Raw genomic sequence first — 19,191 nt, 5'->3', positions numbered from 1 at the left:
TGCACAAAGCCTGTTTTTCAGCCCGTGCTGGCCGAACACTGCCCGCAGCCAAGGCAGCCTGTCAACGATTCATGCACAAAAGCGTCATCCGGCGATCAATTCCGACTGTTTCACGATAACCTCGGCCTGTTTGATGCTGGCGATATCGACCAGACGGCCCTTGTAGACGGTCGCCCCCTCGCCCCGCGCCTTGGCGGCCTCCATCGCGGCAAGGATTTCGCGCGCTTCGGCAACGGCGGCGTCCGAAGGGGTGAAGACCTCGTTCGCAAGAGCGACCTGCTTGGGGTGGATCGCCCATTTCCCGACCATGCCCAGCGTGGCCGACCGGCGCGCCTGCGCGCGGAACCCCTCGTCGTCCGAGAAATCGCCGAAAGGCCCGTCCACCGGCAAGATGCCATGCGTCCGGCAGGCCGCGACGATGGCCGCCTGTGCCCAGTGCCAGGGGTCGGACCAATGCCGGGCGCCCTCGCGCAGCATGTAATAGTTCTCCTGCGTCCCGCCGATGCCCGTGGTCTGCATCCCCATGCTCGCCGCGAAATCCGCCGCGCCAAGGCTCATCGCCTGAAGGCGCGGCGTGGCGGCGGCAATCGCCTCGACATGCGAAATACCGGCGGCCGATTCGATGATGACCTCGAATGCGATGGGTTTCTTGCGCCCCTTGGCGCGTTCCACCGCCGTCACCAGCGCATCGACGGCGTAAAGATCCTCGGCGCAGCCCACCTTGGGGATCATGATCATGTCAAGCCGGTCGCCCGCCTGTTCCAGAAGATCGACCACATCGCGGTACCACCACGGCGTATCCAGCCCGTTGATCCGCACCGAAAGCGTCTTGCGCCCCCAGTCCACGCCCGAAATCGCCGCGATCACATTGGCCCGCGCGCTTTCCTTGTCACTGGGCGCCACCGAATCCTCGAGGTCGATGTTGATCACATCCGCAGCACTCGCCGCCATCTTCTCGAACAGCGCGGGGCGCGAACCGGGGCCGAACAACTGGCAACGGTTCGGGCGGGCGGGGGCGGGGGGTTGCAGGCGGAAGCTCATGTTTCGTCTCGCAAGTAAATTTCAAGGTGGGCCAGCCCAACGGCTATAATCTTGCGCATAGCCGCGCAAGCCGCTTTTCGCAGTCGCAGCATTCCCGCTGCGCTTGACAGATATCGCGCCCCGTCAGACCGTGATGCGAAGCAAAGGGACCGCCCGTGATTTCCACCAGCATCGACAGTTTCCGCCTTGCGCAGGTCTTCACCATCTCGCGCGGCTCAAAGACCGAGGCGCGTGTGATCACCGCCACAGTCACCCGCGACGGTGTGACCGGACGGGGCGAATGCGTCCCCTATGCCCGCTACGGGGAAACCGTGGACAGCGTGGCCGCGCAGATTGCCACCCTGCCGCCCGACATCACACGCGACGCGCTCCAGACCGCCCTGCCCGCAGGCGCGGCCCGCAATGCCGTCGATTGCGCGCTTTGGGACCACGCCGCCAAAACCGCAGGCCGGCGCGTGTGGGAGCTGCTCGGCCACCCCGCCCCGCGCCCCGTGCCGACGGCCTACACCCTGTCGCTCGACACGCCCGACGCCATGCGCGCGGCCGCCCGCACACATGCGCACCGCCCGGTCCTCAAGATCAAGCTCGGCACCCCCGACGACATGCCCCGCCTCGAAGCCGTGCGCCAAGGCGCGCCGGATGCGACCATCCTCATCGACGCGAACGAAGGCTGGACTGCCGAAATCTACGCCGACCTCGCCCCCCATCTTGTCCGCCTCGGCGTGGCGCTGGTCGAACAGCCCCTTCCCGCAGGGTCCGATGACATGCTGGCCGAAATCGCCCGCCCCCTGCCCGTCTGCGCCGACGAAAGCTGCCACGACAGCGCCTCGCTTGCCGCCCTGCGCGGCAAATACGACATGGTCAACATCAAGCTCGACAAGGCCGGCGGCCTGACCGAGGCATTGGCCCTGCATCAGGCCGCCCGCGCGCAGGGCTTCGGCATCATGGTGGGTTGCATGGTCGGCTCGTCGCTTGCGATGGCCCCGGCCATGCTGCTGACGGGCGGGGCCGCGCATGTGGACCTTGACGCGCCGCTGCTTCTGGCCGAAGACCGCCCGCATCCGATGTTTTACGATGCCGCAGGCATCCACGCGCCACCGCGCGATCTTTGGGGGTAAGAGCCATGAGCCGCACTGTCTATGTAAACGGAGATTACCTTCCCGAAGCGGAAGCCAAGGTCTCGATCTTCGACCGCGGCTTCCTGATGGCCGATGGCGTCTACGAGGTGACCTCGGTCCTCGGCGGCAAGCTGATCGACTTCGACGGCCACCTGAAGCGCCTGCACCGCTCGCTTGGCGAGTTGGGCATCGCGGCACCGTGCAGCGATGACGACCTGCTCGCCATGCACCGCGCGCTGATCGAAAAGAACGCCATCGACGAAGGCATGATCTACCTGCAAGTCACCCGCGGCAATCCGGGCGACCGCAGCTTCGTCTTTCCCGATGCCAGCGTGAAACCCACGCTGATCGCCTTTACCCAGAACATCCCCAACCTTGCCGACGCGCCCGCCGCGAAAACCGGCTTCAAGGTCATCTCGATCCCCGACATCCGCTGGGGCCGCCGTGACATCAAGACCGTCCAGCTGCTCTATCCGTCGATGGGCAAGATGATGGCCAAGAAAGCCGGCGTCGACGATTCATGGTTCGTCGAAGACGGGGCCGTGACCGAAGGCACCTCGAACAACGCCTATATCGTCAAGGGCAACAAGATCATCACGCGGCAACTGACCAGCGACATCCTGCATGGCATCACCCGCGCCTCGGTCCTGCGCTTCGCCGCCGAAGCCCAGTTCGAGGTCGAGGAACGCCCCTTCACGATTGCCGAGGCACAGGCCGCCGACGAAGCCTTCTCGACCGCAGCGTCAATCTTCGTCATGCCTGTCGTCGAAATCGACGGGGCAGCGATCGGCACCGGCAAACCCGGCCCCGTCGCCACGCGCCTGCGCGAGATTTACCTCGACGAAATGCGCAAGGCCGCGCTCTGACCGGCAGGGTGGCGGTCAGGCCGTGCCAAGCTTCACGTCGACCGTCACCCCCGTCGCACCCCTGACCTCGAAATCGGTAAGGGTCACGTCCGCCAGCTTCACCCCCTGCAACAGGAACACGGGCGACCCGAGCGATGCGGGGTCACCCGACAGCAGCCCCTCAAGCCCGCCATCGACCTGACGCACGGTCAGGGTAAAGGAATCGCCGCTTTTCGTGCCGTCCAGCGCCAGAACGACCTTGTCGTCGGCGGGGGTGAAATCGGTCATCGTCACCGCGCCGGACATGTTGGCCGGCAGGTCGGCCACGTCATAGCCCGCAAGCAGCGTGTCATCGCCCACACCCCCCGTGACCACATCGGTAAAGCCCGCGCTGATCTGGTCGTTGTCGGCCCCGCCGAACAGCGAATCGCGCCCGCCAAGCAGCCCGTCCAGCGTGTCGTTTCCGACCCCGCCGTAAAGCGCATCCTCGCCAAGCCCGCCGCGCAGGTCGTCGTTGCCCGAACCACCCTCGACCGAGTCATTGCCCGCCCCGCCACGGATCAGGTCGTTGCCGACATCGCCCAGCAAGGTGTCGTTGCCCGCGCCCGAGGTGATCGTATCGTCACCGTCACCGCCGCGCACATCCTGCTCCAGCAGCGCCGTGCCGCCGCGCAATTCGTCGTTTCCGGTGCCAAGCACGATGGTATCGCGGCCCGAATCGGCGAACACCGTGACCAGATCGTCACCGTCGCCGCCATAGACGCTGTCCTTGCCCGCGCCGCCGGTCACCGTGTCATTGCCCAACCCGCCGCGCAGAATGTCGTTGCCGCCCCCGCCCGCGATCTGGTCGGCCGATGTGCCGCCATCGATCTCGTCATTGCCCAGCCCGCCGAAAATCCGGTCCGCGCCGCCATTGCCCAGAATGCTGTCATTGCCCGACGCGCCAAGCAGGGTGTCGCTGCCAAGCCCGCCGTCCAGCGTGTCATCGCCGCGATAGCCGAAAAGCCGTTCGTTCGCGTCGGTGCCAAGAAGGGAATCGTCCCGCCCGGCGGCAGGTTTCGTCACCGCGGCCAGCGTTGTCGCGGTGTCTGGGCTGTCGGCCACGACGGCATCGGAAGACGCATCGTCGGCAGACGAATCGTCCTTGGCGCTGTCGCTGTGCGGGCTGTCGTCATGGCTCGATCCGTCGAGCATCGAATTGGCGGCAAAAGCCAGCGGAAGTCCAAGCAAAACCAGCAACAGTTCCATGACGCGACCGCCCACTCGTTACAAACACAGGCCCCATCGTGAAACGACGCGCGGCGGCGAGTCAAGTTTTCGCCCCAATCCGTGAAATCGGCCCGCCGGAACCCGAAACAGTCGCAGCGTTTTTCCGCCATTGGCCCCGGAACGGAAACGTCAGCCCCGTTCGGGCAGGTCATGCGCCTTGATCGCCTCGGCAAAGGCGGCCTTCTGCCCCTCGGTCGCCTCGGCCTGATTCCGCGCTTTCCACGCGTCATAGGGCATGCCGTAGACCAGCGTCTTGGCCGCGTCCTTGTCCAGCGCCACGCCGCGCTCTGCCGCCGCCTCGTGCATCCAGCGCGACAGGCAGTTGCGGCAGAAACCGGCCATGTTCATCAGGTCGATGTTCTGCACATCCGTCCGCTGTTGCAGATGGTCGCGCAACCGCCGGAACGCGGCAGCCTCAAGCGCTTGCATCGTGGCATCGTCGATCTCGGTCATGGCAGGCTCCTTCGGACTGGCCCCAAGGATGGCCTGTCGCGCGGGGCTTGTCACGGGGCACTAAAGCCGCAGGTCGGCCAGACTTTGCGCCAGCAACGCGGCCAGACGCGCCGCCCATGCCTGTTGCGCCGCCGCATCCGCGATCAGGTCGTTGCGCAGCTCGATCAACGTGTTCAACCGGCCCTGACGCAAGGCGTGGCGGTCGATGGCATCGCCGGGCAAGTGGCCGGAATAGGGTTCGTTGTCGCCCACGCACAGGTCAGGCTCGGCGCGCAAACGGTCGATCAGCGCGCGGCTCAGCCGCTCGTCCAGATGCGAATGCAGCACCCCCACATGCCACGGGCGGGGGCTGCGGCCCTTCAGACAGGGCGTAAAGGAATGGACCGCCACAATCACCGTATCGGGCCGCCGCCCCGCCAATCCGGCCAGCGCATCGTGATAGGGGCGGTGCAACCGCTCCAGCCGCTCGGTCACCTCGGCCTCTCCGGCGTGGCGGTTCGCCGGAATGATCGTGCCGTCATACAGCTTCATCACAAGGGTCGGATCATCCTCGCCCCGGTTCGGATCGATCACGAGTCGCGAGAAATTCGACAGGAGGCACGGCCCGTCCAGCGCCGCCGCAAGGGCTATCGCCAAGCCCGCCGCCCCCACATCCCATGCGATATGGCGCGCCATATCCTCGGGGCTTATGCCAAGCGACCCGCCGCCCACCCAGTCGGGCACATGGTTCGAGGCGTGATCGCAGGTCACCAGCCAGCGCCCGCCCCTTTCCCCGCCGATGATGTTATAGGCACTCAAGGCAAACCGGCTCCGACAGTAACTCCGAATTCATCATTTATTCTGAAGAAGGCCCAAGCGCCAGTTGCCCAAGGGGGCGGTTTGGGCCATAAGACGCGCGGCCCACCACCCACGACTGACGAAAACAATTAAGGATCGAGGCATATGAGACGCCTTCGGAACGTAAAGATCGTGGCCACACTGGGCCCGGCCTCGAACGACTACAAGATGATCCGCGCCTTGTTCGAGGCGGGGGCCGATGTGTTCCGCCTGAACATGTCGCATGGCACGCATGACGACATCCGCGCCCGCCACACCATCATCCGGCAGGTCGAAGCCGATACCGGCCGCCCCATCGCCATTCTGGCCGACCTTCAGGGTCCGAAACTCCGCGTTGGCGCCTTTGCCAATCCGGCGGGCGAGGAACTGGTCGAAGGCGCCGCCTTCCGCATGGACCTCGATGCAGCCCCCGGCGACATCAACCGCGTCCAGCTCCCCCACCCCGAGATTTTCGCCGCCCTCGAACCCGGCTCGTCGCTGCTGGTGAACGACGGCAAGATCCGCCTGCGGGTCGACACCTGCGGCAAGGATTTCGCCAATTGCACCGTGACCGTCGGCGGCACGATTTCCAACCGCAAGGGCGTGAACGTCCCCGATGTGGTGCTTCCCCTCGCCGCCCTGTCCGACAAGGACCGCAAAGACCTCGAATTCGCCTGCGAACTCGGCGTCGACTGGCTGGCCCTCTCCTTCGTGCAGCGCCCCGAGGATGTGATCGAGGCGCGCGAACTCGCCAAGGGCCGCGCCGCCGTCCTGTCCAAGATCGAAAAGCCCGCCGCCGTCAAAGCCTATGACGCCATCCTTGCCGTTTCGGACGGCATCATGGTGGCACGCGGCGACCTTGGCGTCGAACTGCCGGTCTACTCGGTCCCGCCGATCCAGAAGCGTCTGGTCCGTGGCGCACGCGCCGCCGCCAAGCCGGTGATCGTCGCAACCCAGATGCTCGAGTCGATGATCGAATCGCCCATGCCCACGCGGGCCGAGGTGTCGGACGTCGCCACCGCCATCTACGAAGGCGCCGATGCGATCATGCTCTCGGCCGAATCGGCCGCCGGCCGCTATCCGATCGAAGCCGTCACCACGATGAACAACGTGGCGATCAGCGTCGAAAGCGACAGCACCTACCGCCAGGTGATCGAGGCCAGCCGCACCGTGAACCGCGCGACCGTGGCCGATGCCATTGTCGCCGCAGCGCGCGAAATCTCGGAAGCTACCGACATCAAGGCGATCTGCTGCTTCTCGCAATCGGGCACCACCGTCAGCCTCGTGGCCCGCGAACGCCCCCGCGTTCCGATCATCGCGCTGACCCCGCTGGTCGAAACCGCCCGCCGCATGTGCCTGACCTGGGGCGCGCATTGCGTCGTGACCGAGGAACAGGACCGCTTCAAGGGGGCCGTCATCTCGGCCGTCCGCGCGGCGCGTACCTATGGTTTCGCCACCGAAACCGACCAGATCGTGCTGACCGCCGGCGTTCCCTTCAACGTGCAGGGCACCACCAACATCCTGCGCGTCGCCCCCTGCGACGAGCGTCTGGTCTACAAAGCGCCGGAATGAACCCCATGCCCGCCCATCCGCAACACGCGCAGCGCCGCACCGCCCCGCAGGGCAGGTCCGGCAGCGCCACTGGCGGGTGGGCGGCATGACCGTCGATCCGGACCTCGCGCTGATCGTCGGCATTGGTCTGGTCTTGCTTTCGCTGCTCTCCATCGTCGCCGCATGGATAGACGCCCGCCTTCCGGTATGGGGCGGCGCCATCTGTGCCGTGGGCCTGATGCTCGTCGCTCTGGCGCTGATCGTTCACCCGCAGGGCTACCGCTTCGGCCAGCTTCCCGACGTGTTCTTCACCGTGCTGGGCCGCTACGTCTTCTAGCCGTTTTTCCCTTGCACCGCTTCCCGACCCCGCCTATACGGCACGCCTTGCTATACCCGCGCGGCCGGCCAACGTGGCATGCCGAGTCGCGCCTGCAACCACGGAGATGGAAATGCCCAAGATGAAGACCAAGTCGGCGGCCAAGAAGCGTTTCAGCTTCACGGCTTCCGGTCGTGTGAAAGCCGGCGTCGCCGGCAAACGCCACGGCATGATCAAGCGTACGACGAAATTCATCCGCGACGCGTCCGGGACCATGATCCTGAACCCGTCCGATGCGAAGATCGTCAAAAAATACATGCCCTACGACCGGTAAGGAGCCAGCACTATGTCCCGCGTTAAATCCGGCGTCGTAACGCACGCCCGTCACCGCAAGGTGATCAAGAAGGCCAAGGGCTACTATGCCGCCCGCAGCACGAACTTCCGCACGGCCACGCAGGCCGTCGACAAGGCCCAGCAGTACGCGACCCGCGACCGCAAGGTCCGCAAGCGCAACTTCCGCGCCCTGTGGATCCAGCGTATCAACGCCGCCGTCCGTCTGTTCGACCTCGAAATGACCTACTCGCGCTTCATCAACGGTCTGGCCAAAGCCGGCATCGAAGTGGACCGCAAGGTTCTGGCCGATCTGGCCGTGCACGAGCCCGAGGCGTTCAACGCCATCGCCGCCCAGGCCAAGGCCGCTCTGGCCTGATCTTCTGATCGCCGCTTTTCCGGAAGGCCCTGCCGCAAGGCGGGGCCTTTTGCTTTGGCAGCCATGCTTTTGCCGCTATGCTCGGTCAGGTAACCGCCCCGTAGGCCCGCGCCGCGGGCATCGTAGTTGACGAGTGTTTTCCATGTATATCGGACGAGAGATGTATTCCCCGCTGACCGACCCCGCCCGTCAGCGCGCGCTTTTCCTCCAGACCGTCAACCGGATCGAGGTGGAAACCCATTCCTACTGCAACCGCCGCTGCGACTATTGCCCCAATGTGGTGGGCGACCGTCTCGGCCCCAATGTCCGCATGAAACCGGCCATCTGGGAAAAGCTGCTGCGCGATCTGGCCGCGATCGGCTACGCCCGCTATTTCGTGCTGAACAGCTATAACGAACCGCTCTACGACCGCGCGATCCTCGACCGCATCGCCGAGGCCCGCGCCGCCATGCCGAAAGCGCGGATCATGATCTACACGAACGGCGATTACCTGACCCCCGCCTATATCGACGATCTGGCGGCGGCAGGGCTCGACTACATGCACGTGTCGATCCACCTGAAACAGGGCGACAGCTACTCCGACCTCTACGTGCTGAACCGCATCGCGGAAATCTCGCACCGCACCGGCCTTCAGGCCCGCTTCAAGCATATCCGCCCCAACGACAGCATCATTGCCCGCTTCGACACGCCAAGGCTGGAAATGGAAACCCGCGCCATCAACTTCGCAAGGCACGGCAATGACCGTGGCGGCCTGCTGCCCGACCTCTCGCCCGAAAACCCGCGCACCGATCCGTGCAACTTCGTTTTCCAGCACTTCCACATGGGCTATACCGGCAATGTCGTGCCCTGTTGCCACATCCGCAGCGACCGCCCCGAACATGCCAAGCATGTCGTCGGCAACCTCGACCGCGCCGACAGCATCTTCGACATCTTCTTCGGCGCGAAAGCCGCCGCATGGCGGCGCGGCCTTATCCATGACCGCGCCAAATCCGGCCCCTGCGCCACATGTTCCGCGCCGGTTGTCCTGTCGCAAAAAGACTGGCGCTTGCAATTGCAAAGCGCCTACCTTCGCCATGTGGCACCGCTCGAACAACAGGCCACGCCCTGACCTCGCCCACCCGCCCCGAAAGGGCCTGCCCATGCTGCGCGCCGCCCTTGCCCTGCTTGCCCTGCTCTCGCTGCTTTCCTGCGGCGAAATGGTCACCGACCAGAACAAGGACGCCCGCATCCTGCTGATGGGCGACTCCATGATGGCCGCCAACCGCGGCCTCGGCCACTCCGTCGGGAACGAGATCGAGCGCCGCCTCGGGGCCGAGGTGATCGACCGCTCGGTCATCGGCGCGCGCTACTTCTACTACCTGCCGGTCAGCGGCGCGGCGGGCCTGCGCCTGACCGCGCAATATCGCAAGGGCGACTGGGACTGGGTGGTCCTCAACGGCGGCGGCAACGACCTGTTGTTCGGCTGCGGCTGCGCGGCCTGCAACCGCATGGTCGACCGCCTGATCTCGGCCGATGGCACCACGGGCGCAATTCCCGATCTGGTCCGCCAGCTGCGCCGCGACGGCGCGCGCGTCGTCTATTCCGGCTACCTGCGCAACCCCGGCCTCTACACCCCCGTCCGCGCCTGCCGCCCCTACGGGGACGAGCTTGACCGCCGCCTCACCCGCCTTGCCGCGACCGACCCGAAGGGCATCTTCTTCGCCCCCATGTCCGACATCGTGCCACGCGGCGACGCCTCGATGTTCCAGTTCGACCTGATCCACCCCTCGGCCAAGGGCAGCGCCGCCATCGCGGCCCGCCTTGCCAAGGTGATGCAGTCCCGCTGACGCCCTTCCCCTTGCATCGCGCCCCTTCCAAGGCTAGCACCGTGCCGCACCCAACGGAGGCATTCATGGACGGGCTCGACACGCTCAAGGCCAAGTATCTTGCGGCCATCGCCACGGCAGCGGACGAAACCGCGCTTGAAGACGTGCGCGTCGCGGCGCTTGGCAAAAAGGGCGAGATTTCCGCCCTCATGTCCGGCTTGGGCAAGATGGAGCCTGACGCCCGCAAGGCCGCCGGCGCCCTGCTGAACGCCCTGCGCGACGAAATCGACGCCGCCCTGCGCGCCCGCAAATCCGGCCTTGCCGATGCCGCACTCGACGCCCGCCTGAAATCCGAATGGCTCGACGTCACGCTTCCCGCCCGCCCGCGCCGCACGGGCACGATCCACCCCGTGTCACAGGTGATGGAGGAACTTACCGCCATCTTCGCCGACATGGGCTTTGCCGTGGCCGAGGGGCCGCAGGTCGAATCCGACTGGTATAACTTCGACGCGCTGAACATCCCGCCCGAACACCCCGCGCGGCAGGAACATGACACCTTCTTCATGAACCGCGCCGCGGGCGACGACCGCCCGCCGCATGTTCTGCGCACCCACACCAGCCCCGTGCAGATCCGCGCCATGACCGAACAGGGCGCGCCCATCCGCGTCATCGCCCCCGGCCGCGTCTACCGGATGGACATGGACCAGACCCACACCCCGATGTTCCATCAGGTCGAAGGTCTTTGCATCGACCGCGACATTTCGATGGCCAACCTGAAATGGGTGCTGGAAGAATTCTGCCGCGCCTTCTTCGAGGTGCCTTCCGTCGAACTCCGCTTCCGCGCCAGCCACTTCCCCTTCACCGAACCCTCGGCCGAAGTGGATATCCGCTGCTCGTGGGAGGGGGGGCAACTCAAGATCGGAACAGGCGACCGCTGGATGGAAATCCTCGGCTCCGGCATGGTCCACCCCAAGGTGCTGAAAGCGGCAGGCGTGAACCCCGACGAATGGCAGGGCTTCGCCTTCGGCATGGGGATCGACCGTCTGGCGATGCTGAAATACGGCATCCCCGACCTGCGCGCCTTTTTCGAATCCGACCTGCGCTGGCTGCGCCACTACGGCTTTGCAGCCCTCGACCTTCCCACCCTGCCCGCTGGCCTGAGCCGCTGAGGAAGCCGCAATGAAATTCACCCTCTCCTGGCTTAAAGACCATCTCGAAACCGAAGCCTCGCTCGATGATATCCTCTACGCCCTGACCGACCTCGGTCTCGAGGTGGAAGAGGTGTCGAACCGCGCCGCCCGCCTTGGCCATTTCACATTGGCCAAGGTGTTGCACGCCGAACAGCACCCCGACGCCGACAAGCTGCGCGTCTGCCGCGTCCTGACGGACGAGGGTGAAAAGCAGATCGTCTGCGGCGCGCCCAACGCGCGGGCGGGCATCACCGTGGTCCTTGCCAAACCGGGCGACTATGTGCCGGGCATCGACGTCACCCTTGGCGTGGGCAAGATCCGCGGCGTGGAATCGCACGGCATGATGTGTTCCGAACGCGAGCTGGAACTCTCGGACGAACACAACGGCATCATCGAGCTTGCCTCGGGCGAGGTGGGCCAGAAATTCACCGACTGGCTGGCAATCAACCGCCCCTCGGTCGTCGACCCGATGATCCATATCAAGATCACCCCCAACCGCCCCGACGCGCTTGGCGTGCGCGGCATCGCCCGCGACCTTGCGGCGCGCGGCTTGGGCAAGCTGAAACCGCTCGACATTCCGGCGATCAAGGGCGGCTTCCCCTGCCCGATCACCGTGACCATCGACCCCGCGCTGAAAGCCAAGGGCTGCCCCCTCTTTGCAGGCCGCCTGATCCGTGGCGTCAAGAACGGCCCCTCGCCCGCGTGGCTCGCCGACCGGCTGACCGCCATCGGCCTGCGCCCGATCTCGGCGCTGGTCGATATCACCAACTTCTTCACCTTCGCCCTGAACCGCCCGCTCCATGTGTTCGATGCCGCACGCGTCCACGGCGGCTTGCGCATCCATCCCGCACAGGGCGGCGAACAGCTTCTGGCGCTCGACGGCAAGACCTACAGCCTGCAAGCGGGCATGATGCTCATCTCCGACGCTGCCCAGCCGGAATCGCTGGCGGGCATCATGGGGGGCGAGGTGTCCGGCTGCACCGAGGCGACAACCGATGTCTTCCTCGAATCCGCCTATTGGGACCCGATCACCGTGGCCGCCACGGGCCGCGCGCTCAAGATCAACTCCGACGCCCGCTACCGCTTCGAACGCGGCGTGGACCCGGCCTTCACCCTGCCGGGCCTCGACCTTGCAACGCAGATGATCCTCGACCTCTGCGGCGGCGAGGCCTCGGACCTCGCCCTTGACGGCGCGGTGCCCGATACCGCCCGCGCCTACCGGCTGAACCCCGCCCGCGTCATCTCCCTCGTCGGCATGGACATCCCCGAAGCCGAACAGCGCCGCACGCTCGAAGCCTTGGGCTTCACGCTGGACGGCGACATGGCAACCGCGCCCTCGTGGCGCCCCGATGTGCTGGGCGAGGCCGATCTGGTGGAAGAGGTCGCCCGCATCGCCTCGCTCACCAAACTTCAGGGCAAGCCCCTGACCCGCGCCACCGCAGGCGTGCCGCGCCCGATCCTGACGCCCGCGCAAATCCGCGAACGCAGCGCCCGCCGCACCCTTGCGGCCTTGGGCTACAACGAATGCGTTACCTACAGCTTCATCGACGCCGAGGCCGCCACCCTCTTCGGCGGCGGTGCAGATGCGGTGCGGGTCGACAACCCGATCTCGTCGGAAATGACCCACCTCCGCCCCGACCTGCTGCCCGGCCTTCTGCGCGCCGCCGCCCGCAATCAGGCACGCGGCTTTGCAGACCTTGCCCTGTGCGAGATCGGCCCCGCCTTCCACGGCGGCGAACCGGGCGAACAACACCTGCAAGCCACGGGCCTGCTGGTCGGCCAGACCGCCCCGCGCGACCCCTATGGCAGCCGCCGCCCCGTCGATGTCTTCGATGCCAAGGCTGACGCCGAAGCCATCCTTGCCGCACTCGGCGCGCCCTCCCGCGTGCAGGTCACCCGCAAGGTCGCCGCATGGTGGCACCCCGGCCGCTCGGGCTGCATCGCCCTTGGCCCCAACGCGATGGCCACCTTCGGCGAGGTGCATCCCCGCATCCTCGCCGCGATGGGCGTCAAAGGCCCGGCCGTGGCCTTCACCATCCTGCCCGCCAACGTGCCCCTGCCCAAGGTGAAAACGCCTACCCGCCCCGCGCTCGCCATCAGCGACCTGCAAGCGGTCGAACGCGATTTCGCCTTTGTCGTCGACACGCGGGTCGAGGCGCTGACCGCCATCAACGCCGCAACCGGCGCCGACAAGACCCTGATCGAAAGCGTCCGCCTGTTCGACCAGTTCACCGGCGACAAGGCCGAGGCGCAGATGGGCGCGGGCAAGAAATCCATCGCCCTCACCGTGCGCCTGCAACCCGTCGACAAAACCCTGACCGATGCCGATATCGAAGCCGTCTCGGCCAAGATCATCGACAAGGTCACAAAAGCCACAGGCGGCACCCTGCGCGGCTAAGGCGGCGCAGTCAGGCACCGAACACAAAGGGCAGGAAAACTCCTGCCCTTTTCAGCCTTGCCCAAATACTCACAGCACCTCTGGCCACAGGCGCAACGCCGGCCGCCCCTGTGCCCCCCCCCCGCAAGGGCCGCACTGGGGCTGCGGACTGCGCCCTATTTCCGCCCGAACAGACGCCCGAAGAACCCGCGCGCCCTCTCGCCTGCCCGCCCGCCGCGCTCTTCCAGATCGTCGATGCTTTGCTGCACGTCGATCACCGCAGGCTCGATCATCCGCTCGCGGAATTGCCGCCACATCCGCCGGACCAACACCGCCAGCACCAGCGCAAAGCCAAGGATCACGATATTCACCCAAGGAATGATCGTCACATCCGGCCCGTCCACCTGCTTCAGCCCGACCGCATTGGGAAAGATCGTGAACAACTGGTTGCGCCAGCCGTAATGCGTGACCGAAACCCAGATCGGCTTGTCCTTGGTCGACACCAGTTCCTTCGCCTCGGTCGCCAGCGAGAAACTGTTCATCTTGAAATAGGGCGGCCAGCCCCAGCCCGTATCCTCGTTGCGGAATTCCATCGTCTTGCCGTCGGGATAGACGGAGTTGATGAAAAAGATGTCACGGCTCGTCGAACTCGCGGTGCCCACATCGGGCGCGGCAAAGAACCAGCTGTTCTCGCCGATCTCCATCCGCCGGTTTTCGGTGCCGACGATGCGCACGATGTCATGCTGCGGCAGGGTGTAATGCAGGAAGGTCAGCAAAAACAGTCCGATCAGCCCCAGAAGGCTCCATTTCACGTAACGCATGACCGCACCCTTTCAGCCGAAATTGAACCAGACCAGAACCAGCACGATGCTGACCGGCAGAATGTAAACCAGCCAAAGCAGCTTGCGTTTCAAACTGTGTTCATAGGCGGCCATCCCTTGCGCGATATAGTCATCGCGATGACCCTTCACATCCCCGTCGACGCTTTCGGCATCATATTCCTTTTCCAGCCGCTCGCGCCGCACCGACCGCGCGTAGATCAGCAGCAGCCAGTAAAGCGCCGTCAGCACGATCAGGCCGACAACCACCAGCCGCAGCATGGCAAGGATCATAGCGCGCGCCCCTCGCGGGCCTTGGCTTCGCCCTTGCGGCGCTCGACATCCATCGCGCGCCCCAGCCAGACAAAGCACAGCACCGGCCCCCAGAACGTGGCAGAAATCACCGCCCGCCCCAGAAAGAACTCGGCCCTGCCAAAGGGATCGTCCAGAAAGGCGCCGATCACGTCATTGCCTTCGCGGCGGTAAAGCTCGGCAAACAGAACGGCGGCGATCAGGATGATCAGAATGGTCGCCAGCATCATGCCCCGCGCCAGCGCGCCCTGGGTCATCACCCGTGTCGGCACCGTCAGCACCGGCAGGAAAATCGCCTGAAACAGCAATATAGCCACCGGAATGATCGTATTCGTCAGACCGAATGCTTCCATCGCGTCCCCCTCCGGCTGCCCCTTACCCCGTTTTACCCAGACTCCCTGCCCCGCGTCACCCATAAATCCTTTGCCTGCGCGCGGCACTCGGGCCACCATCGCGCCATGACCGATCCGACCCACCCCCTGCTGCAAACCATCGACCGCCGCCGCGCCGACCTGATCGCGCTGTGTCAGGCGCTTGTCCGCATCCCCACGCTCAACCCGCCCGGACGCTGCTACCGCGAGGTTTGCGACATGCTGGCCGCCCGCCTGCAACCGGCGGGCTGGACCGTCACCCTGATCCGCGCCACGGGCGCTATCGGTGATAGCGACGCCTTCCCCCGCTGGAACCTGATCGCACGGCAAGACTCGGGTCGCGCGGGCGATTGCGTGCATTTCAACAGCCATCACGATGTGGTCGAGGTCGGCCACGGCTGGACCCGCGACCCCTTCGGCGCCGAGCTTGACGGCGACCGCATCTACGGCCGCGGCACCTGCGACATGAAGGGCGGTCTTGCGGCATCCATCATCGCCGCCGAGGCGTTCATCGCCACCACCCCCGACTGGCGCGGCAGCATCGAAATCAGCGCCACCGCGGATGAGGAATCCGGCGGCTACGGCGGCGTCGCCTATCTGGCCGAACGCGGCCATTTCGCGCCCGACCGCGTGCAGCACGTCATCATCCCCGAACCCCTGCACAAGGACCGCATCTGCCTCGGCCATCGCGGCGTCTGGTGGGCCGAGGTGGAAACCCACGGCCGCATCGCCCACGGCTCCATGCCCTTCCTTGGCGATTCAGCCATCCGCCACATGGGCGCGGTGCTGGCGGAAATCGAAGAGACGCTCTACCCCCTTCTCGCCACCCGCCAGACAGCAATGCCCGTGGTGCCCGAAGGCGCGCGGCAATCCACGCTCAACATCAACTCGATCCACGGCGGCGAGTCCGAACCGCCTGCGGGCTACTCCGGCCTTCCCGCGCCCTGCGTGGCCGACCGCTGCCGCATCATCCTCGACCGCCGCTTCCTGATAGAAGAGGCCGTGGACGAGGTGAAAGCCGAACTGCGCGCCGTGCTGGAACGGGTCAAATCCCGCCGCAGCACCTTTTCCTACGAAATCCGCGACCTGTTCGAGGTCGCACCCACCATGACCGACCGCGACGCGCCCGTGGTCCGTTCAACCGCCGCCGCCATCGAACGCGTTCTGGGCAAGGTCGCCGATTACGTCGTCAGCCCCGGCACCTACGACCAGAAACACATCGACCGCATCGGCAGGCTCAAGAACTGCATCGCCTATGGTCCGGGGCTTTTGCACCTTGCCCACCAACCCGACGAATGGGTTGGCGTGCAGGACATGGTCGACAGCGCCAAGGTCATGGCGCTGGTGCTTGACGATCTGCTTGGCGGCTAGCCTAGCAGGCGGTTTCGCTAAAGCCCGTCGGCACGAACAGGGGGGCAACCCAGATCGGGTCAGGCGCGGTCTGCTTGCCAAGGCTGTCCAGACCCAGCGCGAAACCCGGCGTCAGCCCTGCGCCGATATCCGACGTCACCGACAGGTTCGGCACGCGCGCGCCAAAGGTGGCAAAGGGGCGGCCCGATGCGAAATCCCAGCCGCCGCCAAGGATTCCGGCGCTGTTGATATCCCCCCGCAGCGCCGTCGCGCGCAGCTGGATGCCCCCGTGGTTCCACGGATCAAAGCTGAACTCCACGGTGCCCCCCGTCATGTCGCCGCTCGTGGCGACGGTCGCCCGCCGCACGCCAAGGCTGATGCGCGGCGCCGGATTGGCCACGAGAGGCAGCGTCAGGCCAAGAAAGCCGGTCGTTTCCGTCTGCTCGGTCGGAATCTGGACCGCACAGGGAAAGGCAAAAGCGGCATTCGCGCTCAGCGCGGCACAGGCGGCAAGGGCAGTCACGGTCAGTTTTTTCATCGGGGGCTCCGCTCGGGGCACAACGCCCAGTTGAAGTATTAATCAAGGTAAATACTTCTCGCAGCCTGTCAAAGGGATGGAAAGCCCGGCCATTGGGCCACCCCTCCCATCCGCGCGGATCACACCGCGATGTTGTCGATAAGCCGCACCCCGTCCAGCCATGCCGCAGCCAGCATCCGCAGCGGACGCCCGGCATCGACCATCGGGCCCAGCGTTTCCGCATCGCGCAGCGCGATATACTCCACGCTGTCGAAACCGCCCGCCAGCACCGCCGCCGTGGCAAGGGCAATCGCTTCGGCCTCGGGCACTCCGGCGCGGAACTCTGCAGCCGCGCGCATCATCGCCGCATATAGCGCCCCGGCCTTGGCCCGCGCCTTGGCGTCCAGCCGCGCGTTGCGCGACGACATGGCAAGCCCGTCCGCCTCGCGCACCGTCTCGCAGCCGACAATCGCGACCGCAAGGTTCAGATCCCGCACCAGCCGCCTGACCACCTGCAACTGCTGCCAGTCCTTCTGCCCGAAATAGGCGCGGTCCGCCTGCGTCATCCCGAACAGCTTGGCCACCACCGTCGCCACACCGTCAAAATGCCCGGGCCGCAATTCCCCCTCCAAAGGCCCCGAAACCCCGCCCACCGAAACCGTGGTGACGAAACCTTCGGGATAGACCTCGTCCACCGCCGGAGCAAAGATCGCATCGACCCCGACACCCGAAAGCAAACGCGCGTCGCTGTCCTCGGTTCTGGGGTATTTCAGCAGGTCCTCGGGGTTGTTGAACTGCTTGGGGTTCACGAAAATCGTGGTGACCACCCGCCCGCAATCGCGCTTGGCCGCACGCGCAAGCGACAGATGCCCCTCGTGCAGGGCGCCCATCGTCGGCACCACGCCCACGGCATGCCCCTCGGCCTTCCATGCCGCCACCTGCGCCCGCATGGCGGCGACGGTCCGCAGGATGGGGATCAAGATTTCACCTTGTCGGCAAAGCCATGCTCCGGCGCCGGAAATGTCCGCGCCCGCACCTCGGCGGCATAAGAGGCAATCGCCTCGTCCGCCAGCATGCCCAATTCGGCGTAACGCTTCACGAACTTCGGCCGGAAATCCGTGAACAGTCCCAGCATATCGTCGACCACCAGCACCTGCCCGTCGCAATCCGCCCCCGCGCCGATCCCGATGGTGGGAATCTTCAGCGCCCGCGTGATCTCGCCCGCCAGCCCGACCGGCACCTTCTCGAGCACGATGGAAAACGCCCCCGCCGCCTCACAGGCCCGGGCGTCGGCCATCACCCGCGCGGCCTCGCCCTCGCGCCCGACAACCTTGTATCCGCCCAAGGTGTTGATCGACTGCGGCGTCAGCCCCACATGGGCCATCACCGGAACCCCGCGCGCCGTCAGAAAGGCGATGGTCTCGGCCATATGCACCCCGCCCTCCAGCTTGACCGAGGGCGCACCCGTCTCGGCCATCAGCCGCGCGGCATTGCGAAAGGCCTGCTCGGGGCTTTCCTCGTAGCTGCCAAAGGGCATGTCGATGACCGCCATCGCCTTGGACAGCCCGCGCATCACCGCCCGCCCGTGCAGGATCATCATCTCCAGCGTCACCCCGATGGTCGAGGGCATGCCATGCAACACCATCCCCACCGAATCGCCCACAAGGGCAATGTCGCAATGCGGGTCGACCAGCCGCGCCACAGGCGTCGTGTAAGCGGTCAGCACCACCAAGGGCGCACCACCCTTGCGGGCCATGATCTCGGGCGGCAGCACCGAACGAAGGGGGGCAGATGCGCTCATGTCCCGGGGACTCCCGATCTTGCAACTTTGCCTGTTATAAGGGCACAGCGCGACGCCAACGGCAAGTTTGTTACGCTGCATTGCAGCGACATTTTCGCAGGCCAAGGGCTTGACCCGCGCACCGCACCGCGCCCTTCTGGCAGCGCCCCATGCACAAGGTCAGCCATGCCCCTTATCGCACGCATCACCCGTGACGGGATCGACGCCGAAACCGCACGCCCCGACCCCGACAAACTGGTTGCGGGCGACCCCGTCCACAGCACGTGGAACATCGAAGACCGCAACGGCCTGTACTGCGGCCTCTGGCAATCCACCCCCGGCAAGTGGCGGGTGTCCTATTCCGAATGGGAATATGTCCACATCCTTCAGGGCCATTCCATCCTGACCGACAGCGCAGGCACCGAAACCCACCTGCGCACGGGCGACAGCTACGTGATCCGGCCCGGTTTTTCCGGCACATGGGAAGTCGTCGAGACCACGTTGAAGGATTACGTCATCCTGACATGAAAAAGCCGCGCGAACCCCGCGCGGC

The 19,191-nt window shown here is 65.8% G+C and carries 22 protein-coding genes; 12 read left to right on the top strand and 10 right to left on the bottom strand.

Annotation, left to right across the window (positions count from 1 at the left end):
• Positions 1–84: 84 nt before the first annotated feature.
• Positions 85–1,041, bottom strand: a complete 957-nt coding sequence (locus H7F16_RS12525; RefSeq protein WP_185797937.1) for an L-malyl-CoA/beta-methylmalyl-CoA lyase — start codon at positions 1,039–1,041, stop codon at positions 85–87.
• A gap of 155 nt (positions 1,042–1,196) precedes the next feature.
• Here H7F16_RS12525 and dgcA point away from each other — a divergent pair, with 155 nt between their 5' ends.
• Both dgcA and H7F16_RS12515 read left to right on the top strand, forming a co-directional pair.
• On the top strand, positions 1,197–2,159 hold the full coding sequence (gene dgcA / locus H7F16_RS12520) for an N-acetyl-D-Glu racemase DgcA (RefSeq protein WP_185797936.1): 963 nt from the start codon (positions 1,197–1,199) through the stop codon (positions 2,157–2,159).
• Positions 2,160–2,164: 5 nt separating this feature from the next.
• The gene (locus H7F16_RS12515) at positions 2,165–3,025 is read left to right on the top strand and encodes a D-amino-acid transaminase (protein WP_185797935.1); all 861 of its coding nucleotides are present in this window, start codon (positions 2,165–2,167) and stop codon (positions 3,023–3,025) included.
• 15 nt (positions 3,026–3,040) lie between these two features.
• On the opposite strand, the gene H7F16_RS12510 is transcribed toward H7F16_RS12515, so the two are convergent.
• The 3 genes from H7F16_RS12510 to H7F16_RS12500 form a co-directional block, all read right to left on the bottom strand.
• The gene (locus H7F16_RS12510) at positions 3,041–4,252 is read right to left on the bottom strand and encodes a calcium-binding protein (protein WP_185797934.1); all 1,212 of its coding nucleotides are present in this window, start codon (positions 4,250–4,252) and stop codon (positions 3,041–3,043) included.
• Between the two features lie 150 nt (positions 4,253–4,402).
• Complete coding sequence (locus H7F16_RS12505; RefSeq protein ID WP_185797933.1) at positions 4,403–4,726, bottom strand: DUF1244 domain-containing protein; 324 nt, start codon at positions 4,724–4,726, stop codon at positions 4,403–4,405.
• A 60-nt stretch (positions 4,727–4,786) separates the two neighbouring features.
• Positions 4,787–5,524 carry an N-formylglutamate amidohydrolase gene (locus H7F16_RS12500; RefSeq protein ID WP_185797932.1) on the bottom strand — a complete coding sequence of 246 codons (738 nt, stop codon included), beginning with the start codon at positions 5,522–5,524 and terminating at the stop codon, positions 4,787–4,789.
• Positions 5,525–5,668: 144 nt separating this feature from the next.
• Between H7F16_RS12500 and pyk the strand changes: the two genes are divergently transcribed.
• The 8 genes from pyk to pheT all read left to right on the top strand — a co-directional run bounded on the left by pyk (position 5,669) and on the right by pheT (position 13,511).
• Positions 5,669–7,114: a pyruvate kinase gene (gene pyk / locus H7F16_RS12495; protein WP_185797931.1), complete on the top strand. Its 1,446-nt coding sequence runs from the start codon at positions 5,669–5,671 to the stop codon at positions 7,112–7,114.
• Between the two features lie 85 nt (positions 7,115–7,199).
• A complete protein-coding gene (locus tag H7F16_RS12490) occupies positions 7,200–7,430 on the top strand; it encodes a hypothetical protein (RefSeq protein ID WP_185797930.1) in 231 nt (76 codons plus the stop codon).
• Positions 7,431–7,542: 112 nt separating this feature from the next.
• Positions 7,543–7,743: a 50S ribosomal protein L35 gene (gene rpmI / locus H7F16_RS12485; protein WP_108437267.1), complete on the top strand. Its 201-nt coding sequence runs from the start codon at positions 7,543–7,545 to the stop codon at positions 7,741–7,743.
• Positions 7,744–7,755: 12 nt separating this feature from the next.
• Entirely contained in the window at positions 7,756–8,118 is a 363-nt protein-coding gene (rplT, locus tag H7F16_RS12480) for a 50S ribosomal protein L20 (RefSeq protein WP_185797929.1), read from the top strand.
• Between the two features lie 142 nt (positions 8,119–8,260).
• Positions 8,261–9,226 (top strand): radical SAM/SPASM domain-containing protein, encoded by a 966-nt coding sequence (locus tag H7F16_RS12475; RefSeq protein ID WP_185797928.1) that lies wholly within the window; start codon positions 8,261–8,263, stop codon positions 9,224–9,226.
• A gap of 31 nt (positions 9,227–9,257) precedes the next feature.
• On the top strand, positions 9,258–9,944 hold the full coding sequence (locus H7F16_RS12470) for an SGNH/GDSL hydrolase family protein (RefSeq protein WP_185797927.1): 687 nt from the start codon (positions 9,258–9,260) through the stop codon (positions 9,942–9,944).
• A 65-nt stretch (positions 9,945–10,009) separates the two neighbouring features.
• On the top strand, positions 10,010–11,092 hold the full coding sequence (pheS, locus tag H7F16_RS12465) for a phenylalanine--tRNA ligase subunit alpha (RefSeq protein ID WP_185797926.1): 1,083 nt from the start codon (positions 10,010–10,012) through the stop codon (positions 11,090–11,092).
• Between the two features lie 10 nt (positions 11,093–11,102).
• Positions 11,103–13,511: a phenylalanine--tRNA ligase subunit beta gene (gene pheT, locus H7F16_RS12460; RefSeq protein WP_185797925.1), complete on the top strand. Its 2,409-nt coding sequence runs from the start codon at positions 11,103–11,105 to the stop codon at positions 13,509–13,511.
• 155 nt (positions 13,512–13,666) lie between these two features.
• Here pheT and H7F16_RS12455 read toward each other — a convergent pair whose 3' ends face one another.
• From H7F16_RS12455 to H7F16_RS12445, 3 genes are read right to left on the bottom strand one after another with little or no spacing between them, the layout of a single operon-like run.
• Positions 13,667–14,311, bottom strand: coding sequence for a DUF1523 family protein (locus H7F16_RS12455; RefSeq protein ID WP_185797924.1), 645 nt, complete (start codon positions 14,309–14,311; stop codon positions 13,667–13,669).
• Positions 14,312–14,323: 12 nt separating this feature from the next.
• Positions 14,324–14,602: a hypothetical protein gene (locus H7F16_RS12450; RefSeq protein ID WP_185797923.1), complete on the bottom strand. Its 279-nt coding sequence runs from the start codon at positions 14,600–14,602 to the stop codon at positions 14,324–14,326.
• Positions 14,599–14,973: a hypothetical protein gene (locus H7F16_RS12445; RefSeq protein ID WP_185797922.1), complete on the bottom strand. Its 375-nt coding sequence runs from the start codon at positions 14,971–14,973 to the stop codon at positions 14,599–14,601. Before H7F16_RS12445 ends, H7F16_RS12450 begins: the two co-directional genes overlap by 4 nt.
• A 105-nt stretch (positions 14,974–15,078) precedes the next feature.
• Here H7F16_RS12445 and H7F16_RS12440 point away from each other — a divergent pair, with 105 nt between their 5' ends.
• The gene (locus H7F16_RS12440; RefSeq protein WP_185797921.1) at positions 15,079–16,362 is read left to right on the top strand and encodes an acetylornithine deacetylase/succinyl-diaminopimelate desuccinylase family protein; all 1,284 of its coding nucleotides are present in this window, start codon (positions 15,079–15,081) and stop codon (positions 16,360–16,362) included.
• A gap of 1 nt (position 16,363) precedes the next feature.
• Here the strand turns inward: H7F16_RS12440 and H7F16_RS12435 are convergent, their stop codons facing one another.
• From H7F16_RS12435 to panB, 3 genes are all read right to left on the bottom strand, one after another.
• Positions 16,364–16,879 (bottom strand): hypothetical protein, encoded by a 516-nt coding sequence (locus H7F16_RS12435; protein ID WP_185797920.1) that lies wholly within the window; start codon positions 16,877–16,879, stop codon positions 16,364–16,366.
• A 119-nt stretch (positions 16,880–16,998) separates the two neighbouring features.
• On the bottom strand, positions 16,999–17,838 hold the full coding sequence (panC, locus tag H7F16_RS12430; protein ID WP_185797919.1) for a pantoate--beta-alanine ligase: 840 nt from the start codon (positions 17,836–17,838) through the stop codon (positions 16,999–17,001).
• Positions 17,835–18,659, bottom strand: coding sequence for a 3-methyl-2-oxobutanoate hydroxymethyltransferase (panB, locus tag H7F16_RS12425; RefSeq protein WP_185797918.1), 825 nt, complete (start codon positions 18,657–18,659; stop codon positions 17,835–17,837). The genes panC and panB overlap by 4 nt, the downstream gene beginning before the upstream one ends.
• A 165-nt stretch (positions 18,660–18,824) precedes the next feature.
• On the opposite strand from panB, the gene H7F16_RS12420 reads away from it, so the two are divergent.
• Complete coding sequence (locus H7F16_RS12420) at positions 18,825–19,166, top strand: cupin domain-containing protein (RefSeq protein ID WP_185797917.1); 342 nt, start codon at positions 18,825–18,827, stop codon at positions 19,164–19,166.
• Positions 19,167–19,191: the final 25 nt, after the last annotated feature.

Source organism: Paragemmobacter straminiformis, assembly GCF_014243445.1.
GTDB lineage: Bacteria > Pseudomonadota > Alphaproteobacteria > Rhodobacterales > Rhodobacteraceae > Paragemmobacter > Paragemmobacter straminiformis.
The sequence above is the reverse complement of the archived record's forward strand: the minus strand, read 5'-3'. Positions and strand labels throughout refer to the sequence as shown.